At 58.1% G+C, this 17,939-nt stretch carries 19 protein-coding genes; 5 read left to right on the top strand and 14 right to left on the bottom strand.

The window, feature by feature from the left end; genetic code table 11:
- Nucleotides 1–92 precede the first annotated feature (92 nt).
- The gene (locus JQR86_RS14330) at nt 93–1,064 is read left to right on the top strand and encodes a D-2-hydroxyacid dehydrogenase family protein (RefSeq protein ID WP_434153779.1); all 972 of its coding nucleotides are present in this window, start codon (nt 93–95) and stop codon (nt 1,062–1,064) included.
- A 33-nt stretch (nt 1,065–1,097) separates the two neighbouring features.
- Entirely contained in the window at nt 1,098–2,477 is a 1,380-nt protein-coding gene (xseA, locus tag JQR86_RS14335) for an exodeoxyribonuclease VII large subunit (protein ID WP_239381631.1), read from the top strand.
- 3 nt (nt 2,478–2,480) lie between these two features.
- On the opposite strand, the gene grxB is transcribed toward xseA, so the two are convergent.
- Complete coding sequence (gene grxB, locus JQR86_RS14340) at nt 2,481–3,125, bottom strand: glutaredoxin 2 (protein ID WP_434153780.1); 645 nt, start codon at nt 3,123–3,125, stop codon at nt 2,481–2,483.
- Nucleotides 3,126–3,252: 127 nt separating this feature from the next.
- Here grxB and JQR86_RS14345 point away from each other — a divergent pair, with 127 nt between their 5' ends.
- The gene (locus JQR86_RS14345) at nt 3,253–4,080 is read left to right on the top strand and encodes a peptidoglycan DD-metalloendopeptidase family protein (protein ID WP_289923796.1); all 828 of its coding nucleotides are present in this window, start codon (nt 3,253–3,255) and stop codon (nt 4,078–4,080) included.
- A 50-nt stretch (nt 4,081–4,130) separates the two neighbouring features.
- On the opposite strand, the gene JQR86_RS14350 is transcribed toward JQR86_RS14345, so the two are convergent.
- The 3 genes from JQR86_RS14350 to JQR86_RS14360 form a co-directional block, all read right to left on the bottom strand.
- Nucleotides 4,131–4,817, bottom strand: a complete 687-nt coding sequence (locus JQR86_RS14350; protein ID WP_150347899.1) for a thermonuclease family protein — start codon at nt 4,815–4,817, stop codon at nt 4,131–4,133.
- Nucleotides 4,818–4,883: 66 nt separating this feature from the next.
- Entirely contained in the window at nt 4,884–5,276 is a 393-nt protein-coding gene (locus JQR86_RS14355) for a DUF6491 family protein (RefSeq protein WP_019364410.1), read from the bottom strand.
- A gap of 131 nt (nt 5,277–5,407) precedes the next feature.
- Nucleotides 5,408–5,884 carry a MarR family winged helix-turn-helix transcriptional regulator gene (locus tag JQR86_RS14360; protein WP_074828019.1) on the bottom strand — a complete coding sequence of 159 codons (477 nt, stop codon included), beginning with the start codon at nt 5,882–5,884 and terminating at the stop codon, nt 5,408–5,410.
- A gap of 140 nt (nt 5,885–6,024) precedes the next feature.
- Between JQR86_RS14360 and JQR86_RS14365 the strand changes: the two genes are divergently transcribed.
- The gene (locus JQR86_RS14365; protein WP_434153781.1) at nt 6,025–7,116 is read left to right on the top strand and encodes an NADH:flavin oxidoreductase/NADH oxidase; all 1,092 of its coding nucleotides are present in this window, start codon (nt 6,025–6,027) and stop codon (nt 7,114–7,116) included.
- 118 nt (nt 7,117–7,234) lie between these two features.
- Nucleotides 7,235–7,909: a glutathione S-transferase gene (locus JQR86_RS14370; protein ID WP_019364407.1), complete on the top strand. Its 675-nt coding sequence runs from the start codon at nt 7,235–7,237 to the stop codon at nt 7,907–7,909.
- Here the strand turns inward: JQR86_RS14370 and JQR86_RS14375 are convergent.
- The 10 genes from JQR86_RS14375 to JQR86_RS14420 form a co-directional block, all read right to left on the bottom strand.
- Nucleotides 7,906–8,349, bottom strand: a complete 444-nt coding sequence (locus JQR86_RS14375) for a DUF4174 domain-containing protein (RefSeq protein ID WP_197871958.1) — start codon at nt 8,347–8,349, stop codon at nt 7,906–7,908. The two genes, JQR86_RS14370 and JQR86_RS14375, sit on opposite strands and share 4 nt — an antisense overlap.
- A 105-nt stretch (nt 8,350–8,454) precedes the next feature.
- Entirely contained in the window at nt 8,455–9,633 is a 1,179-nt protein-coding gene (locus JQR86_RS14380; RefSeq protein WP_434153782.1) for an acetyl-CoA C-acetyltransferase, read from the bottom strand.
- Between the two features lie 118 nt (nt 9,634–9,751).
- Nucleotides 9,752–10,378 (bottom strand): CoA transferase subunit B, encoded by a 627-nt coding sequence (locus JQR86_RS14385; protein WP_019364404.1) that lies wholly within the window; start codon nt 10,376–10,378, stop codon nt 9,752–9,754.
- 1 nt (nt 10,379) lies between these two features.
- Nucleotides 10,380–11,081 (bottom strand): CoA transferase subunit A, encoded by a 702-nt coding sequence (locus JQR86_RS14390; RefSeq protein WP_010797341.1) that lies wholly within the window; start codon nt 11,079–11,081, stop codon nt 10,380–10,382.
- A gap of 25 nt (nt 11,082–11,106) precedes the next feature.
- Nucleotides 11,107–11,877: a 3-hydroxybutyrate dehydrogenase gene (locus JQR86_RS14395; protein ID WP_434153783.1), complete on the bottom strand. Its 771-nt coding sequence runs from the start codon at nt 11,875–11,877 to the stop codon at nt 11,107–11,109.
- Between the two features lie 11 nt (nt 11,878–11,888).
- Nucleotides 11,889–13,280 carry a GntP family permease gene (locus tag JQR86_RS14400; RefSeq protein ID WP_010797339.1) on the bottom strand — a complete coding sequence of 464 codons (1,392 nt, stop codon included), beginning with the start codon at nt 13,278–13,280 and terminating at the stop codon, nt 11,889–11,891.
- A 205-nt stretch (nt 13,281–13,485) separates the two neighbouring features.
- Complete coding sequence (locus JQR86_RS14405) at nt 13,486–14,922, bottom strand: sigma-54 interaction domain-containing protein (protein WP_434154926.1); 1,437 nt, start codon at nt 14,920–14,922, stop codon at nt 13,486–13,488.
- A 20-nt stretch (nt 14,923–14,942) separates the two neighbouring features.
- Nucleotides 14,943–15,866, bottom strand: a complete 924-nt coding sequence (locus tag JQR86_RS14410) for a 3-hydroxyacyl-CoA dehydrogenase family protein (protein WP_434153784.1) — start codon at nt 15,864–15,866, stop codon at nt 14,943–14,945.
- Nucleotides 15,867–15,995: 129 nt separating this feature from the next.
- On the bottom strand, nt 15,996–16,787 hold the full coding sequence (locus JQR86_RS14415; protein ID WP_074827988.1) for an amidohydrolase: 792 nt from the start codon (nt 16,785–16,787) through the stop codon (nt 15,996–15,998).
- Nucleotides 16,775–17,923, bottom strand: coding sequence for a pyridoxal phosphate-dependent aminotransferase (locus JQR86_RS14420; RefSeq protein ID WP_010797335.1), 1,149 nt, complete (start codon nt 17,921–17,923; stop codon nt 16,775–16,777). The genes JQR86_RS14415 and JQR86_RS14420 overlap by 13 nt, the downstream gene beginning before the upstream one ends.
- Between the last annotated feature and the right edge of the window lie 16 nt (nt 17,924–17,939).

A 17,939-nucleotide genomic window follows, 5' to 3' on the forward strand; every position in this document is an offset into this window, starting at 1 on the left:
TTTGGGCACCCTGCCCAGACGGCCCATCCCACCTAGGCGGCTCTCTGTTCTTATGCTCAACTATCGGCACAAGAACACAACGGAGCGCCGCCATGCACATCGTCATCCCGGACGACTATCAACACGTTGTCGAAACCCTGGACTGCTTTACCCTGCTCGAACGTGCCGGGCATACCGTCACGGTCTATCATGATGCCGAGCGTGACCCAGCCGTTCTGATCGAGCGCTTTCGAGAAGCCGATGCGCTGGTGCTGACCCGTGAGCGAACACATGTCGACGAGGCGCTGCTGTCCCATCTACCCCGCCTCAAGCTGATCAGCCAGACCGGCAAGGCGACCGGTCATCTGGATGTCGCAGCCTGTACTCATCGCGGAATTGCGGTGGTGGAAGGCACCGGCTCGCCCATCGCCGCTGCCGAACTGACCTGGGCGCTGATACTCATGGCGCGGCGCAAACTCAAACCGGCCGTCGATGCCTTTTATGCCGGTGGCTGGCAGGTCAATCTGGGCGAACGGCTGAACGGCCAGATTCTGGGGATCTGGGGCTACGGCAAGATTGGCAAGCTGCTCGCCCGATATGGTCAGGCCTTTGGCATGCCTGTTCTGGTGTGGGGCAGCGAGACCTCGAGGCAGGCTGCACTGGCGGACGGTCATCGCGCCGCCGACAGCCAGGAAACCTTCTTTGCCGAGTCGGATGTACTGAGCCTGAATCTGCGATTTTCAGACAAGACCCGCCATATCGTCCGTCGTGAGGACTTGGCGTTGATGAAGAAGTCAGCCCTTTTGGTGAATGCTGCCCGTGCAGGTCTGATCGAGCCGGGCGCACTGCTTGAAGCTGTCGAGGCAGGTCGCCCAGGTTATGCCGCGGTAGACGTGTATGAAGAGGAGCCCGTACCGGCCGGCCATCCCCTCCTTTCCCACCCCAACATCCTGTGCACGCCTCATTTGGGTTACGTAGAGAAACACAGCTACGAACTCTACTTTGGCGAAGCGTTTGCCAATCTGATCGCCTTCTTTGCGGGCGAGCCGGAAAATGTCGCGAACCCAGACGTGCTGGGTCGCTAGCATCCAGCCGACGGCGGGCTTATGATGCCCGCCATGCTTAACGATCCTTTTCAACGTCTCGGCCTCGACCGTGAGGTCCTAACCGTCAGCCAGCTCAACGGCCGCGCCCGTGTTCTGCTGGAAGACGTCTTTTCTCAGGTCTGGGTGGAAGGCGAGATATCCAATCTTGCCCGCCCCGCCTCCGGCCATATCTACTTTACCTTGAAGGATAAGGACGCCCAGGTACGGTGCGCCCTCTTCCGGCAGAACGCCGTGCGTGTCAGGAACCTGCTCAAGGATGGCATGGCGGTGAAGGTTCGCGGCAAGGTCTCCCTGTTCGAAGGCCGTGGTGATTATCAGCTGATTCTGGAAACCCTGGAGCCAGCAGGTGACGGGCTCTTGCGACAGGCATTCGAAGCCCTGAAGCAGAAACTGCTGGACGAAGGCTTGTTCGCGCAAGAGCGAAAGAAACCGCTGCCGGGCCATCCGTGCCGTATCGGAATCGTGACCTCACCGACTGGAGCGGTCATCCGCGATATCGTCAGCGTTTTCAAGCGCCGTGCACCACAGGTCGAGCTGGTCCTGATACCTACGGCAGTACAAGGGCGTGAGGCCACCGGACAGATCGTTCGTGCGTTGCAAACGGCAGACGTGCAGGGTTTCGATGCGATCATTCTGGCCCGGGGCGGTGGCTCTCTTGAGGATCTATGGTGCTTTAACGAAGAGCAGGTTGCCCGCGCTGTTGCAGCCGTTCAAACGCCTATCGTGAGCGCGGTCGGGCATGAGACGGATGTGTCGATTGCCGACTTCGTGGCCGACGTACGCGCCCCGACGCCCTCCGCTGCCGCAGAACTATTGGCCCCTCACAGCGGGGACCTTAAAAACCGCCTGGACGCGCTGTATCGGCGCCTGGTTGTCCGCATGGGTGAGCGGCTCAGCCGTGAGCAGTTGCGCCTGGAAAACATGACGCGTCGGCTCAAGCATCCGGGCGAGCGGCTGCGCCAGCAAGCACAGCGTATCGATGATCTGGACATGCGACTGCGCCGTGCGTTTGTGATTGATATGAACAGACGCCGGGATCGCCTTGCCCATGTCGAAACCCGACTGGCAGGCCAGCATCCGGGCCGTCAACTTGCCCTGCTACGTCAGCGGCTGGATCAACTGGCCCAGCAGCTTCCGCGCTGCATGGAACGCCAGCTCAAGGAGCGTCGTCAGCGCCTGGCCGCCCAGGTTCAAACGCTGCATATCGTTAGCCCGCTTGCCACTCTGGGTCGTGGTTACAGCATTCTGCTCGACGAACGCGGCCACGCCATCCGGTCCGCCGATCAAACGCGTAATGGCCAGCGCCTCAAAGCCCGCCTGGCTGAAGGCGAGTTGGATGTTCGGGTGGAAGACAATCATCGGGAACCAACGACGCTCTCCCTACTGGACTGACCATTAGCAGGCGCGACTGAAAAACGTTTCTACCTGAACACGTGCGCTCAGCTCGTCGACATAGCGGCGCACCGAGTCAGGCCACTCCAGCCCAGCCGTGACGCTCAGGCCTCGCAGAATTGGAAACAGGTTGAAGTCATCCAGCAGGAGCTGCGGACGTACCGGATCAAGGCCGTACATCTCAACTAATAGCGTCAAGCGGTGGTTGATGTCTTCAATGGCCTGCTGGCTGTTTGACAGGGCCGCATTGAAATCTCCGATGATCTGGCTTTTCTTCTCGACAAACAGCGCGTGCGCCTCACGCGAGCCCATCTCCTTAAGGCCGATCTGTGCCCAGCGCGGATAGCCCAGCTGCTGAAACGACGGCAGGGCAGATTCAATCCAGGCGGTTACTGCGTGCGAATGGGTTTGCTCAATCATCGGCATGTCATCGAGATGATCCAGATAACGGACGATCTCCAGACTTTCCGTCATGACGGTCCCGTCGTCCTTTACCAGGATCGGGACAGTCTTCTTGCCTACCAAACGCTCAGGGGTGGCCACATCGTCATACAACAGCACCTGAAGCGTTGCATCGAGTTGCTTGAGGCCCAGCGCCATACGCGCCTTGGTACTGAAGGGACAGTGTTCATAGTAGTAGAGTTTCATGAGGCTTCTCCTTGATGTCCTCATGCAGTGACCGGTGTGAACTCGCCCGGGTTCAGCCACGAGCGATTTGCCAGAAGCCAAGACATGAACGAGGATGACTGGATCACATCGCCTTGATTGTTTTCCTATGCCTCGCTTTCTTCTGCTACTGATTACCTTGTGTTTTACCTTTTGCGCCCATGCTGAAGGCTTCATCACCCGCCTGCTGGATAAACCTGTTCCAGGGGGTGTAGCGGTTGTTCCATTGGGCAACGGCCCGACGGCTCCCAAAGCCACCTATCAAGGGAAGCCGGTCATGGTGGTCCACGAAGAGGGCCAGCGCTGGATCGCTATCGTCGGTATTCCACTCACGATCAAACCCGGTCAGCAGACATTGACGGTCAATGGTAGCCGCACGGAAACATTTGCCGTACGCAGTCGCCACTACAAGGAACAGCACATCACGCTGAAAAATGATCGGCAGGTAAACCCCAATCCGGCGGATCTCAAGCGAATCGAGCGTGAGCTGGCTGAGCAGACCAAGGCCTATCAGATCTTTTCCCCCGGTACGCCCAGTAACCTGCTGCTGGACCGCCCCGTCGATGGACGCCTTTCCAGCCCGTTCGGCTTGCGGCGCTTTTTCAATGGCCAGGAGCGCAACCCACATTCAGGCCTCGATTTTGCCGTTCCAGCCGGTACACCGATCAAGGCGCCAGCCGCAGGCAAGGTCATTCTGATTGGCGATTATTTCTTTAATGGCCGTACGGTATTCGTCGACCACGGACAGGGCTTTATCAGCATGTTCTGCCATATGTCCAAAGTGAACGTAAAGCTGGGGCAGGAAGTGCCCAGAGGTGGCGTGGTGGGCTTCGTGGGGTCGACGGGTAGAGCCACCGGGCCGCATATGCACTGGAATGTCAGCCTGAACGATGCACGGGTCGATCCCGCCATCTTCATCAACGCCTATACACCCTGACGGGGTCAATGAAAGCCCGTAAGCCCGCAAGGCTTACGGGTATAACAATCCTACCGCTTGCAAAGCGCCTCGCAGGGCACCCCGTCGTGATTTCCATCGATCTGAGTGTTGCCACATTGCTGCAGTTGAAATTTCGCCTCGGCGCAGCTGGACATGGCATTACAGCGTTTGAGCGTCGAGCAGTTGAACTCGCCGCCTTCCTCGCTTGCCGACTTGACCGGCGGCGTGTAGGTGGCTGATCCCTGCCGCTTATCCTGACGCTTGTCACGGTCGGCCTTGCGCCACTCCCACGGTGGCATGCGTTCCGACTCCGGTAGCGCCCAAAGACCGCGCTTGGCCGCCTTGGCTTCGGCCTCAAGATCCAGCAGCGACTTGTCTTTCAAATACTGCCGGTACACCCAGGCCGAGCCGGACTTGACCTGCTCGGCATTCACATCTGTCCTGTCCTGGTAAACGCGCGCCACCTTGCGGCCGTAGCGGTCGGTATCCTGTACCTCAAGCCGCACATCCTTGCCAAAAACCATGCTGGAGAGGGACTGCTGCGCACGAGTCCCATAGGGCTGCTTGGACTCAGGCGTATCGATCTCGGCCAATCGAACCTTGAGCTGTTTTTTCTGTGGCGTCAGGCAGGTTAGCGTATCGCCATCGTGCACACCTACCACACGGCAGTTGATGGTCTCGGCCTGGGCCAGCAACGGAAACAGGAAAAAAGCGGCAAACGGAATCAGACGCCTCACGCGAAAACTCCTTGGGAGAAAATGGGCAGAGCTGCTGTTCAAAGTACCACTCCTACGGTGCAGCGATCAGCGGTCCAGGGGAATCAGCTTGTACAGCTCACCAATGGTACACCGCTCCGCATCACCGGCTGGCGCATTGGAAATGATCAGATCTCCAGGCCGCAAGCCGGCCGCTCTTGAGCTGTAGCCGATACGGTTACCTGCCTGCAGGTTGCCGCAAGGCTGCGCAAACTCAACCAGATAGGCCCGCCCCAGGCCAGTTCCCAGCGCAATGTGGCTGCGATCCAGATAATTCCATCCAGACAAGTCGAACCCAAGGATTGTACGGATTGGCTCGCCTTGGCTATAGCCCAGTCGCCTGAGTTTGCCGTCCAGCGTGGTCGGCGGTCCGAACGGTGTTGCACAGGCAGCCAGCAGTGAAATCAGCCCCAGCAGTCCCAGCGTTCTAAACACGCGCATTCAAGAATCCTTAACCTGTTGTCTCTATCGTGGCGCTTTGAGTGCATGCGCCTTTGCCATGGCGGCACCCTATCGAATGTACTGTCTCAGAGGGTTAGGAAAGCGTGGCGCCTTATAGTTTCAATCCAGGCCTAATCGCGTCCGTTCAATGTTTCACTGACTTCGATCAGGCGTGAAAGACCTGCCTTCAGAGCCGCCACCGTGTCGGCGTCCAGAGGAAGCGTCTGTTTCATCGTACCGGGAATGCCACGTGCGGCCTCCTGCAGGGCTCGCCCATCCTGGGTCAGCGTTACCGCCACACAACGCTCGTCCTCAACCAGGCGAGACCGTTGGACCAGGCCGGCAGCTTCGAGGCGTTTAACCAGCGGGGTAAGGGTTCCGGTATCCAGATGCAGGCGCCTGCCGATCTCAGTGACCTTGAGCCCGTCCCGCTCCCAGAGCACAAGCATGACTAGGTATTGCGGATACGTAAGACCCAACGGCTCAAGCAATGGCCGATAGGCGCGAACGGTGGCATTTGCCGCTGCGTAAAGCGGAAAACACAACTGTTCGTCGAGTGAAAGCTCGCACACGGAGCGATTTGGCGTCTCTTTTATCGAATCAGACATGACGACCTCGTCGAGACCAAAGCGAACATCCTGCGACGCCGAGCCTCTTGCTTGTTTACATTTCACGCAATTATATTGAACACAATATATCGGTAAGCCTCTAACTGCCAGATGCTACCTACTCTTGGAGAACATGCCCAATGGCTGATCTGTTTAGCGAACTGAAAATCAAAGACGTTACCCTGCGTAACCGTATTGCCGTCTCTCCCATGTGCCAGTACATGGCAAAAGACGGCATGCCCAACGAATGGCACTTCCAGAATTATGCCTCGCGTGCGGCAGGCGGTGCAGGTCTTATTGTTGTAGAGGCAAGCGCCGTCTCCCCTGAAGGCCGTATCACCCCTGCTGACCTGGGGATCTGGAACGATGAGCAGGCCGAAGCCTACAAGCCTATCGTCAATTTCATCAAATCCACCGGTGCCGTAGCCGGTATCCAGATTGCTCACGCCGGGCGCAAAGCCAGCGCCAACCGTCCCTGGGAAGGCGATGATCATCTGCCGGAAGACCATCCGCTGGCCTGGGAAACCATTGGCCCCTCCGATAATGCCTTTGGTGCCCACCTGCCCCGTGCCCCCAAGCAGATGACGGTCGAGGATATCCATCGCGTTACAGCTGATTTCGTAGCCGCTGCCAAGCGCGCCCTGGCTGCTGGCTTTGAACTGCTTGAACTGCACTTCGCCCATGGTTACCTGGCGCAGAGCTTCTTCTCGCCGCTGGCCAACAAGCGTACCGATGAATACGGTGGCGACTTCGAAGGCCGTGCACGCTTCCTGCTGGAAACCTTCCATGCCGTACGCGAGGTATGGCCCCAGAGCCTACCGTTGATCGTACGCCTGGGCGTGACCGACTTCGTTGAAGGCGACCAGGGTATGGAAGAGTCCATCGAGCTGGTTCGCCGCTTCAAGGAAGGCGGTATGGACCTGATCGACGTCAGCATGGGCTTCAATACGCCTGATGTGTCCAATGTTCCATGGGGCAAGCCAGGCTTCATGGGGGAAAAGGCAAAGCAAATCACCGATGCGGTCGATGTGCTGACCTCCATCAGCTGGTCCATTCGCGAGCCCAAGGATGCCAATGAGCTCATCGAAAGCGGCCAGACCGACCTGATCATGCTGGGCAAGGCTGTACTGGGTGATCCCTTCTGGCCTTACCATGCGGCTATCGAATTGAGTCGCGAGAATCCTCAGGACCTGCTGCCACCGCCCTATGCGGCCTGGCTGAAGCGTCGCTGAGTTTTCGCTGTCCAAAAAGGCGCCCGTTACACGGCGCCTTTTTTATTTGGTTCCGCTTATTGCTTGGCGAGACGCACAGTACGCCAGGCTATGTATCTCCTCAGCCTATGGAGCGCCCATGATCACGGTTCATCACCTCAACAACTCCCGCTCGCAACGTGTCCTCTGGCTACTTGAGGAGTTGGGGCTCGAGTATCAGATCAAACGTTATGAGCGTGATCCGCAGACGTTGCTGGCTCCAAAGGAGCTGCGTGATGTTCACCCATTGGGCAAGTCGCCGGTTATTACCGATGACTCGATGACCTTGGCGGAGTCAGGCGCCATCATCGATTATCTGGCCCACCGCTACGGGCAGTCACTCGTTCCCCCCGCCGACGCCCCCGAGCGTGCACGCTATACCTACTGGCTGCACTATGCCGAAGGCTCAGCCATGCCACCCCTGCTTCTCAAGCTGGTGTTCGACCGTGTCCGCACCGGTCCGATGCCTTTTTTCGCCCGCCCTATCGCGCGCGCTATCAGTGATCAGGTCACCCGAGTCTTCATTCAGCCGCAGCTGAACCTGCACTTCGATTATCTGGAAAGTGAGTTGAGCAAGCACGAATGGTTTGCAGGTGACGCCTTTACAGCAGCCGATATACAGATGAGTTTCCCGCTGGAAGCGGCTGCCTGTCGCGCAGGCTTGACGCAGGGCCGCCCCAAGCTCAAGGCCTTTCTGGAGCGTATCCATGCGCGACCGGCGTATCAACGCGCCCTGGAAAAAGGTGGCCCCTATGACTATGCCGCCCAGGGTTAATGCTGGCGCATGGGCATCTTGTCGATGGTGGCAAAGATTGCGGCAGGATCGATCTGGCCTTGTTGCACGATTTTCTTCCCGCCGTCCTTGCCGACCAGGATGACCGTTGCCTCGCCGCTCGGCTGCTCATCAAGCGCACTGACCAGCGCCTGGGTCTGATGTTCGCTCAGCGGCTCACCGTTACGCTGGCCACGATCACCGACTACGGTATAAAGCACCATATCCCGCTCGATAAAAGCCTCACGGTTGCGTGGCTCTTCAAGGGAGGTGGTCAACTGCTTGAGCACCGGATCATCCGCCGAAGCCGCCAGGACAACAAGGGGACGCGTCTTCCAACGCTCCTGGGTCAAAGGATTGTCCGCGTCAGCGGCCATCACGCCTCCCGCAATCGCCATGAGCCCGCTCAAGGTACCGGCTTTCAGCATGCGTAAAATAGACATCGTTATGACTCCCATCAAGAAAAGGGTCTTTGCATAACGACCACATACGCATCGAAAATTCAGTGGCTACACACCTGTAGCATTACAAAGCGTGTAGCCCTTGGCTTATCGCTCGATAGCCAGCGCGACACCCTGGCCACCACCAATACACAAGGTCGCCAGCCCCTTGTGCGCGTCACGCCGGATCATCTCGTACAGGAGATTGATCACGACCCGTCCGCCCGACGCGCCAATCGGATGACCCAGCGCGATAGCCCCTCCATTCACATTGACCTTGTCCCAGTCCCATCCCAGCTCCTGCCCTACCGACAATGCCTGGGCAGCAAAGGCTTCGTTGGCTTCGATCAGGTCCAACTCGCCCAGATCCCATCCTGCCTTGTCCAGACAACGGCGCGTCGCTGACACGGGTCCGATTCCCATGATGGAAGGATCAACCCCTGCATTGGCATAAGCCTTGATACGGGCCAGCACCGGCAGGCCCAGCGCGTCGGCCTTTTCCGCACTCATGAGAATGAGCGCAGCGGCCCCATCATTGATGCTGGAAGCATTACCGGCCGTGACCGTACCGTCGGGCTTGAATGCTGGCTTGAGCTTGGCCAAGGCTTCGGCTGTCGTGCCTGCACGCGGCTGCTCATCGGTATCGAACACCACCGGATCACCCTTGCGCTGAGGGATCACGACAGGGGTAATCTGGTCCTTGAAGCGGCCCGCCTCGATAGCCGCGAGAGCCTTCTGCTGGGAGGCCGCGGCGTACTCGTCCTGCGCCTGGCGGCTGATGCCATATTTCTCGACCAGATTCTCGGCAGTAATCCCCATGTGGTAATCGTTAAACGCGTCCCACAAACCGTCCTGAATCATCGAATCGACCAGCTCGGCATTTCCCATCCGCAGACCGGTACGCGCCTTGGGCAGAACGTAAGGCGCAAGGCTCATGCTTTCCATGCCACCGGCCACGATGATGTCGGCATCACCACAGCGAATGGCCTGGGTGGCCAGATGCAGCGCCTTGAGGCCCGAGCCGCACACCTTGTTAAGCGCCATCGCTGGCACCGTAGGCGGCAATCCCGCCTTGATGGAGGCCTGACGCGCCGTGTTCTGTCCAAGACCTGCCGTCAATACGTGGCCCATGATGACTTCATCGACCTGTTCCGGTGCGATACCGGTTTTTTCGATCACGGCCTTGATGACTGCAGCCCCCAGCTCCACGGCCGACACATTGGCCAGCGCACCTTGAAAGCTGCCAATGGCCGTCCGCGTAGCGGCCACGATAACAACGTCTCGCATTACTGTTCTCCTGAAATAAGATGGCCATGCGCCCGGCATCAGCACAAGGCGGTTCGCCTGCGGCATTCGTCTGGATCCCGTCGCGTACGTCCTGCGCTGATCAACAGGCGCACCATGCCTATGCCATTACTGAACAGCCGGTGGCTTCCTGCAACGCTTCGAAGGTGACGCCTTCAGCCAGCTCGACCAGCTTCAATCCCTCTGGGGTCACATCCAGCACCCCCAGGTCGGTAATGATCCGGTTGACCACTCCTACTCCGGTCAGTGGCAGGTCACAGACCGGCAGGATCTTGTGAGCGCCTTTGGCAGTGTGCTCCATCAGCACTACCACGCGTTTTACACCGGCAACAAGGTCCATCGCCCCGCCCATGCCCTTTACCATCTTGCCGGGAATCATCCAGTTGGCGAGGTCACCCTTTTCCGACACTTGCATAGCGCCCAGAATGGCGAGGTTGATATGACCGCCCCGGATCATGGCAAAACTCAAGGCACTGTCGAAGTAACTGCTGCCCGGCAGGGCAGTAACAGTTTGCTTGCCGGCGTTGATCAGGTCCGGGTCAATGGTCTCTTCTGTCGGAAACGGGCCGATACCCAGGAGTCCGTTTTCAGACTGCAGCCACACATCCATTCCTTCAGGGATATAGTTGGCGACCAGAGTGGGCAGGCCAATGCCCAGGTTGACATAGAAGCCGTCCTGCAATTCCTTGGCGGCGCGCTGCGCCATTTGTTCACGAGTCCAGGCCATGTTAGTTGCCCTCCGACAGGGTGCGTTTCTCGATGCGCTTCTCGGGGTTGGCATTCACAACAATGCGCTGCACAAAGATGCCCGGCAGATGAACCTCGTCGGGGTCCAGCTCACCCGTTTCCACCAGCTGTTCCACCTCGGCAATACATAGCTTGCCCGCCATTGCTGCCAGAGGGTTGAAGTTACGCGCAGTCTTGTTGAAGACCAGATTGCCTGCCTTGTCAGCCTTGATCGCTTTGACCAGTGCCACATCCGCCACCAGCGACCGCTCCATCACATACTGCTCACCATCGAACTCACGGGTTTCCTTGCCTTCGGCCACCAGCGTGCCATAGCCGGTACGCGTAAAGAACGCCGGGATGCCTGAACCACCGGCACGCAATTTTTCCGCAAGCGTGCCTTGGGGGGTGAATTCCAATTCCAGCTCACCGGAAAGGTACTGCCGCTCGAACTCCTTGTTCTCGCCTACGTAGGAGGAAATCATTTTCTTGATTTGCCGGGACTCGAGCAGTACGCCCAGGCCAAACCCGTCTACTCCGGCGTTATTACTGATCACGGTCAGCTCGCGCTTGCCGGTCTCGCGCAATGCCAGGATCAGCGCTTCGGGGATCCCGCACAGACCGAAACCGCCGACCGCTAGCGTCATGCCGTCTTCCACGACCCCTTCCAGGGCATGAGCGGCACTGGGATAAAGCTTGTTCATGGTTTACCTCGTGTCGTTATTGTTGTTAACGGGCCAACCAGCCCCCATCGACATTCCACGCGGCGCCACATACCTGGGCGGCCGCATCGCTGCAAAGAAACAGTGTCAGCTCGCCCAGTTGGGCAGGCGTGACGAATTCAAGTGACGGCTGCTTCTCCTCCAGAAGCTCCCGCCGTGCGCGCTCTGCATCGCCATCTGCAGCGGCGCGTGCATCGATCTGCTGCTGCACCAGAGGTGTCAGCACCCAGCCCGGGCAGAGCGCATTGCAGGTCACGTTACAATCGGCCGTTTCCAGTGCAACCACCTTGGTCAGTCCGACCACGCCATGCTTGGCAGCCACATAAGCGGATTTCTGTGCCGACCCTACCAGTCCATGCACGGAAGCGATGTTCACAATCCTTCCCCAGCCGCGCTGCCTCATGCCCGGCAATGCCAGACGAGTCGCGTGAAATACCGAGGACAGATTGATTGCAATGATCGCGTCCCACTTCTCGACCGGAAACGTCTCGACCGATGCCACATGCTGGATGCCGGCATTGTTGACCAGAATATCCACACCACCGAACTCATGCTCAGCATAGGCGAAAAGATCAGAAATCTGCTCAGGCCGGGACAAGTCCGCCCCGTGATAGCCCACCCGCCCACCCAAACGGCTTAGGTCGGCTTTAGCCGTCTCGCTGTCACCAAAGCCATTGAGGATCACATCGGCACCCGCTTCGGCCAGTCGCGTGGCGATACCCAGACCGATTCCACTGGTCGAACCGGTTACCAAGGCGGTTTTGCCTTTCAAGTCCATAACGTTCTCCTCTACACGATGCCAGTGGCATAGAACACGCCGATGACCACGAACACTGCCAACGTCTTGATCAGCGTGATACCAAATACGTCTTTGTAAGCTTCCCGGTGCGTCAGTCCAGTTACTGCCAGCAAGGTGATGACGGCGCCATTGTGCGGCAGGGTATCCATGCCACCGCTGGCCATAGCCGCCACCCGGTGCAGCACCTCAAGGGGAATCTGTGCGGCATTGGCTGCGGCGATAAAACTGTCCGACATGGCCGCCAGCGCAATACTCATGCCGCCTGAGGCCGAGCCAGTGATACCGGCCAGAAGCGTTACGGTAATGGCTTCATTGATGAGTGGGTTGGGAATGGTCTTGAGCGCGTCTGCCAAGACCAGAAAACCCGGCAGCGAAGCGATTACTGCACCAAACCCATATTCAGACGCAGTATTCATGGCGGCCAACAAAGCCCCGCCTACTGCGGTTTTAGTGCCCTCGGCCAAGCGGGTACGGATGGTTTTAAACGCAGCCACAAGCACCAGCAAAATGCCGATTAACAAGGCAGCCTCGACGGCCCAGATTGCCGTCAGCTTGCTGACTTCGCTGGTAACAGGCGTTGCCAGACCCGGTAGCGCTAGCGTGTGCGTCTTGCCGTACCATTGAGGAATCCAATGGGTAAACAGCAGATTCATGACACCGACTAGGATAAGTGGCGACAGCGCCAGAAGCGGGTTCGGCAAGTTGATGTTGTCCGGTGTTTCCGGTTCGTTGCGTAACTCGGTGCCGTACCCTTCTCCACGCGCCATCGCTTTACGACGCTGCCGCCCCAGATAGGTCAACCCGACCGCGATGACAAACAACGAGCCGATCAACCCCAGCCAAGGGGCGGCCCAGGCCGTCGTGTTGAAGAACGTCGTAGGGATGATGTTCTGGATTTGAGGCGTACCCGGCAGGGCATCCATGGTGAATGAAAACGCACCCAGTGCAATGGTGGCTGGAATCAAACGTTTGGGAATGTTGCTCTGGCGAAACATCTCGGCTGCGAATGGGTACACCGCAAACACGACAACGAACAGCGAGACGCCACCATAGGTCAGCAAGGCGCAAACCAGCACGATGACCAGCATGGCCTGCCGTGTGCCCAGCAGACGAATCGCAGCAGCTACAATGGAACGGGAAAAACCGGAAAGCTCGATCAGCTTGCCGAAGACTGCACCCAGCAGAAAGACAGGAAAGTACAGCTTGATGAAGCCGACCATCTTGTCCATGAACACACCGGTAAATGCCGGAGCCACAGCGGAAGGATCGGTCAGCAGCACCGCCGCAAGGGCTGCAATCGGTGCAAACAGGATAACGCTATAACCACGGTACGCCGCCAGCATCAGCAGACCCAGCGCCGCCAGAGCAATCAATACGCTCATGTTTTCTCCTCGCTGGCCGGTCAGCACCGAACGCAGCGGCTAGTTATTGTTGTAGCTGTGGAGACAGCAAGGCTTTATTAGCGAGATCCATGCCAGACACTAACACCTTGAATTACTTAACTAATTGCTCCTTCAATTCATTGATTTCCCCAATTGGAGACAACTTCGTATCGATTTTGTCTCTAACTTGAGAATAGTCTCTGTTTCAAGACAAAAGCCCCAGGGCGGCCATTTTCTTATAAAGGGTTGAGCGTCCGAGGCCCAAGCGTTTGGCAGCCTCCTCGACCCTGCCTGAGCACGATGACAAGGCTTGGGTAATGAGCTCATGCTCGAATTGCCGCTTCGCCTCTTCATACGTTATGTTGCTACTAGGCGTCCTGATAGTACTAACGGACACCAGCTCGATCGCTTTGGGCGGCAAGGGTTTTCCTAATGCCGAGCCAATGCTGAGCGCGCCAATAACGGCCTCATCACTCAACAGCGATGCGCGCTCCAGAACATTGCGCAGCTCACGTACGTTACCAGGCCAATCGTAGCGGGCGAGTAACGCCAGTGCTTCCTCATCTAGCTCCCGAGGCGCATGTCCTTCCGCCAGCAAACTGTCCAGGATGGCTTCGCATAACGCCGGCAGGTCTTCTCGCCGCTCACGCAGCGGCGGAACCACAATGGGCAGTACGTTCAAGCGGTAGTACAGATCCGCCCGAAATGAGCCTTCAGCTACCAGCGCATCCAGATTGCGTGAGGTTGCCGCAATCAGCCGAACGTCGCAGCGCAGCACCTCGTTGGACCCCAGCGGCTCGAATTCCTTTTCCTGAAGCACCCTCAAAAGTTTTGTCTGTAAGCTCAGGGGCATATCGCCGATTTCGTCCAGAAATAGCGTTCCGCCCTGCGCAATCTGCAGTTTTCCTGCCCGCGCCTTGCGGTCCGCGCCTGTAAAAGCCCCAGGCGCCGTGCCGAAGAACTCAGCTTCCAACAGATTTTCAGGGATGGCAGCCGCATTCACACTGACAAACGACTTATTGGCCCGAGGGGATGCCGCATGAATGGCATGGGCCAACAACTCCTTTCCTGTGCCGGTCTCGCCCAACAGCAAGACAGAGGTCTCTACCGTAGCCGCACGTCTCGCTCGTCGCTTGACCTCCTGACTGGCCGGGCCGCTGCCTACGAAGTGGGCAAAACTGTATTTGGCCTGCCGGGCGTTCTGCAGCGACCGCCGCGTCGAAGCCAATTCCTCCTGAATCCGTAAGAACCGCGTCACCAAGGGGGCCAACGTCCGTAACTCATCGAACAAGGCAAAGCCAATGGCACCGATGACCTGACCGGTATCGTCATGGATGGGCAAACGCATCACCACCATTGGTCCTTTGGGTGTATCAAGCAGATCCAGCAGGATGGGCTGGCCCGTGTTGACTACTTCCCGCAACAAGCTTCCCGGAATCACCTGCTCACACACCTGCCCGATCGCCGACTTTGCGCTGGGCAAGCCAAAGCGCCGGGCATAACGCTCATTCATCCAGACGATACGGAGGTCACGGTCCACAATCACGGTACCTTCGCTGCTCTGCTCGATGCTTTCAAATAGCGAGCGAATTGCCCGCAGACTGATCTGCTGATAGTCGCTCAGGTCATTGGCGGTCGCCATATCGACACCTGTATAGCGATTCATGGCCGCAAGGCATGCTGTAGCTGATGGGCACGCCGTTCGGCTATCCGCGCCTTGCGCTCCTCGCTCCACTCATAAAACCCATTGCCGCTGCGTAGGCCTGTTCTTCCCTGCCCGACGCGTTCACGCAAAACCTCTAGCACCTCTTCATCCTTGGCTAAGGTCGGCATCAGGTGGCTGGCGATGTCCAGAAAGGTATCGAGACCACCCATGTCTGCCGCTTCCAGCGGTCCCACCATGCCGTAGCGCCTACCCAGAGAGGCCCGCATGACCCGGTCCACATCTTCAGGCGACGCTGCACCGCTTTGTACGATATGCAGGGCCTCACGCAGCACGGCAAACTGCAGGCGGTTGCCAATGAAGCCCGGAATCGCCCGCATGAGCAAAACAACTTCCAGGTCCATGACTTGCAATACATCCCGCACCCTCTCCAAACGGGCTGGGTTGGTCTTTTCTCCCGGCACCAGTTCGACCAGTGGAATCAGATGAGGCGGGTTCCAGAAATGAGCAATGAGCAACCGTTCGGGATATGCCATTCCCTGAGCCAGTTGATCGGGAGGAAAGCCGCTTGTGTTACTGGCAATGATGGCCTCTGGCGAAACGACTGACTCAAGCTCCGCATACAACGCATGCTTGAGCGCCAGCCGCTCAGGTACAGCCTCGATCAGTAGCGTGGCATCAGCCAAATCGGCCAGCGCATCGGTTGTCGTGATCCTGCTCAGCACTGCTTTGGTCTGACTGGGTTCAAACAGCGCAACCGCTGATAGCTCTTCCAAGATGCTTCCGGCAATGGCGGGCACATCGCTCAAACGCTCGGCGGAAACGTCCCGCAGCAGAACCGAATGTCCGTGACGAGCAAAATGAGTGGCAATCCCGACACCCATGAGGCCGGCGCCAATAATTGCGATTCGAGGCGTTTGCATTGTTGTTGTCCTGAATAGCCTGTCGAAGGGCCAGTCTGCAATCGTCCCAAGGCAAAGGGCAAGCGCCGAAAACAATAGTGCCCCATCGCCAGCATGGCAGACGGGGCGCTAGAGAGGAGTAGCGAGCGATCAGAGCAGTTCGAAGTCGTCCACATCCCGATACGCGGGGAACGCATCGCGGTAGCGCGACAGCGTGTCGGCAGACAGCGACACCGTAAACACTCCTGCGCTGTCCTTGGCGTCCAGGAGCGGCTCGCCCTGGTAGTCCAATACCTGGCTGTCGCCGCTATAGGCGATTCCTTTTCCGTCTTCGCCAATGCGATTCACGGCCGCGACATAACAGAGGTTTTCAATGGCCCGAGCGGGAAGCAGCCGATTCCAGTGGTTACGCCGTGCGGCTGGCCAGTTGGCGGTATAGAGCAACAGATCGGTCTTGACTGGATCACGGCTCCACACCGGAAACCGCAAGTCGTAACAGATCAAGGGACGAATGCGCCAGCCGTTGAGCTCGAATACCGCTTGCGCTTCACCTGCGGTGTAATGTTCGTGCTCTCCGGCCATGCGAAACAGGTGACGTTTGTCATAATGGGACATCGTGCCGTCAGGCCGCGCCCACAGGAGTCGATTACGGTACTGCCCCTGGGCATCACGAACGATCAGGCTGCCCGTTATCACAGCATTGAGCGATGCCGCTTGCTCGCGTATCCAGGCATGGGTACGTCCGCCTTCATCCTCAGCCAGCAGGGCTGATTCCATCGAAAAGCCGGTAGTGAACATCTCAGGCAGTACGACCAGATCCGCGCCTTTCGCCTGTTGCAGCAAGGCAGTAAACCGGTCGCGGTTGGCCGAAGCATCATGCCAGAACAGTTCAGTCTGGATGAGTGCCAGTTTCAAATCAGGTCTCAGGCTTAGATCGCGCACAGTTTTTCCGCTGCTAGCCGCAGCGTCTCCTCTCGTTTAGCGAAGCAGAAACGTACCAGACGCAAGTCCTTTGGAGCTTCCTGATAAAACACGGAGATCGGAATGGCAGCCACACCGTGCTCACGCGTCAACCACTCGGCCATTTCGACATCGCTTACGTCATCCCGAATAGCGGAATAGTCCGCCAGCTGGAAATAGGTCCCTGCTGCACGTGTAAACGCCAATTTAGACGAACCCAACAAATCACAGAACAGATCTCGTTTGGCCTGATAAAACGCTGGGAGTTCGGTTACATGCTCGGGATGCGCTTCCATGAAATCTGCCAATGCCCATTGCAGAGGCGTCACCCCGCAAAAGCTTACATACTGGTGAATCTTGCGCAGTTCGCTTGAAAGCTCGCGCGGGGCGATCACATACCCGGTCTTCCAACCTGTCACATGATATGTTTTGCCAAAGGAGCTGATAACAAACGCACGGGCGTAGAGTTCATCATGGGTGAGTACACTGGCATGCTCTGCTCCGTCGAAAACCAAGTGCTCATATACCTCATCACTGATCAGGTAGATATCCCGATCGCGAATCAATGCGGCGAGGCGGTCCAGCGCGTCGCGACCAACCAGCGAGCCGCTCGGGTTATGGGGCGTGTTCAGCACGATAGCCCGTGTGCGCGACGTCAGGGCTGCCTGCAAACGATCCCAGTCAATCCCAAAATCCGGCAGTGCCAAGGGTAGGTGGATGCAGCGCCCACCGGCCAGTTCAACCGAGGGTGCGTAAGAATCGTAGCAGGGATCGAATACAATCACTTCGTCACCGCTGCGAACCACGGACTGAATGGCGCAAAAGATGGCCTGCGTCGCACCGGGCGTAATGGTGACTTCCTGTTCGGCATCAACCGTGCGCCCATAGAGCGTAGCCACTTTGCGGGCCACTTGCTCACGCAAGGCGGGCAATCCTGTCATGGGCGCATACTGGTTATGACCGGCCATGACGTGCCGACTTACCGCCTCGCGCAAGGCATCCGGGCCGTCGAAATCCGGGAAACCCTGAGACAGGTTGATTGCACCCGTTTCCATAGCCAGCTGGGACATGCGGGTAAAGATAGTCACACCGAGGGAAGGCAACTTGCTCTGGATCATCGAACGCTCCGACAAC

This window comes from Pseudomonas sp. JZ134 (assembly GCF_051027695.1).
Taxonomy (GTDB): Bacteria; Pseudomonadota; Gammaproteobacteria; order Pseudomonadales; family Pseudomonadaceae; genus Chryseomonas; species Chryseomonas luteola.

What these genes read in the sequence shown, in the direction of transcription:
- JQR86_RS14365 (WP_434153781.1), top strand. Translation starts at nt 6,025, where the DNA reads ATGGCTGATCTGTTTAGCGAACTGAAAATCAAAGACGTTACCCTGCGT.
- JQR86_RS14410 (WP_434153784.1), bottom strand. Translation starts at nt 15,866, where the DNA reads ATGCAAACGCCTCGAATCGCAATTATTGGCGCCGGCCTCATGGGTGTC.
- JQR86_RS14380 (WP_434153782.1), bottom strand. Translation starts at nt 9,633, where the DNA reads ATGCGAGACGTTGTTATCGTGGCCGCTACGCGGACGGCCATTGGCAGC.
- JQR86_RS14395 (WP_434153783.1), bottom strand. Translation starts at nt 11,877, where the DNA reads ATGGACTTGAAAGGCAAAACCGCCTTGGTAACCGGTTCGACCAGTGGA.
- JQR86_RS14330 (WP_434153779.1), top strand. Translation starts at nt 93, where the DNA reads ATGCACATCGTCATCCCGGACGACTATCAACACGTTGTCGAAACCCTG.
- JQR86_RS14385 (WP_019364404.1), bottom strand. Translation starts at nt 10,378, where the DNA reads ATGGCCTGGACTCGTGAACAAATGGCGCAGCGCGCCGCCAAGGAATTG.
- JQR86_RS14405 (WP_434154926.1), bottom strand. Translation starts at nt 14,922, where the DNA reads ATGGCGACCGCCAATGACCTGAGCGACTATCAGCAGATCAGTCTGCGG.
- JQR86_RS14360 (WP_074828019.1), bottom strand. Translation starts at nt 5,884, where the DNA reads ATGTCTGATTCGATAAAAGAGACGCCAAATCGCTCCGTGTGCGAGCTT.
- JQR86_RS14375 (WP_197871958.1), bottom strand. Translation starts at nt 8,349, where the DNA reads ATGTCTATTTTACGCATGCTGAAAGCCGGTACCTTGAGCGGGCTCATG.
- JQR86_RS14390 (WP_010797341.1), bottom strand. Translation starts at nt 11,081, where the DNA reads ATGAACAAGCTTTATCCCAGTGCCGCTCATGCCCTGGAAGGGGTCGTG.
- JQR86_RS14355 (WP_019364410.1), bottom strand. Translation starts at nt 5,276, where the DNA reads ATGCGCGTGTTTAGAACGCTGGGACTGCTGGGGCTGATTTCACTGCTG.
- JQR86_RS14400 (WP_010797339.1), bottom strand. Translation starts at nt 13,280, where the DNA reads ATGAGCGTATTGATTGCTCTGGCGGCGCTGGGTCTGCTGATGCTGGCG.
- JQR86_RS14370 (WP_019364407.1), top strand. Translation starts at nt 7,235, where the DNA reads ATGATCACGGTTCATCACCTCAACAACTCCCGCTCGCAACGTGTCCTC.
- JQR86_RS14420 (WP_010797335.1), bottom strand. Translation starts at nt 17,923, where the DNA reads ATGATCCAGAGCAAGTTGCCTTCCCTCGGTGTGACTATCTTTACCCGC.
- xseA (WP_239381631.1), top strand. Translation starts at nt 1,098, where the DNA reads ATGCTTAACGATCCTTTTCAACGTCTCGGCCTCGACCGTGAGGTCCTA.
- grxB (WP_434153780.1), bottom strand. Translation starts at nt 3,125, where the DNA reads ATGAAACTCTACTACTATGAACACTGTCCCTTCAGTACCAAGGCGCGT.
- JQR86_RS14345 (WP_289923796.1), top strand. Translation starts at nt 3,253, where the DNA reads ATGCCTCGCTTTCTTCTGCTACTGATTACCTTGTGTTTTACCTTTTGC.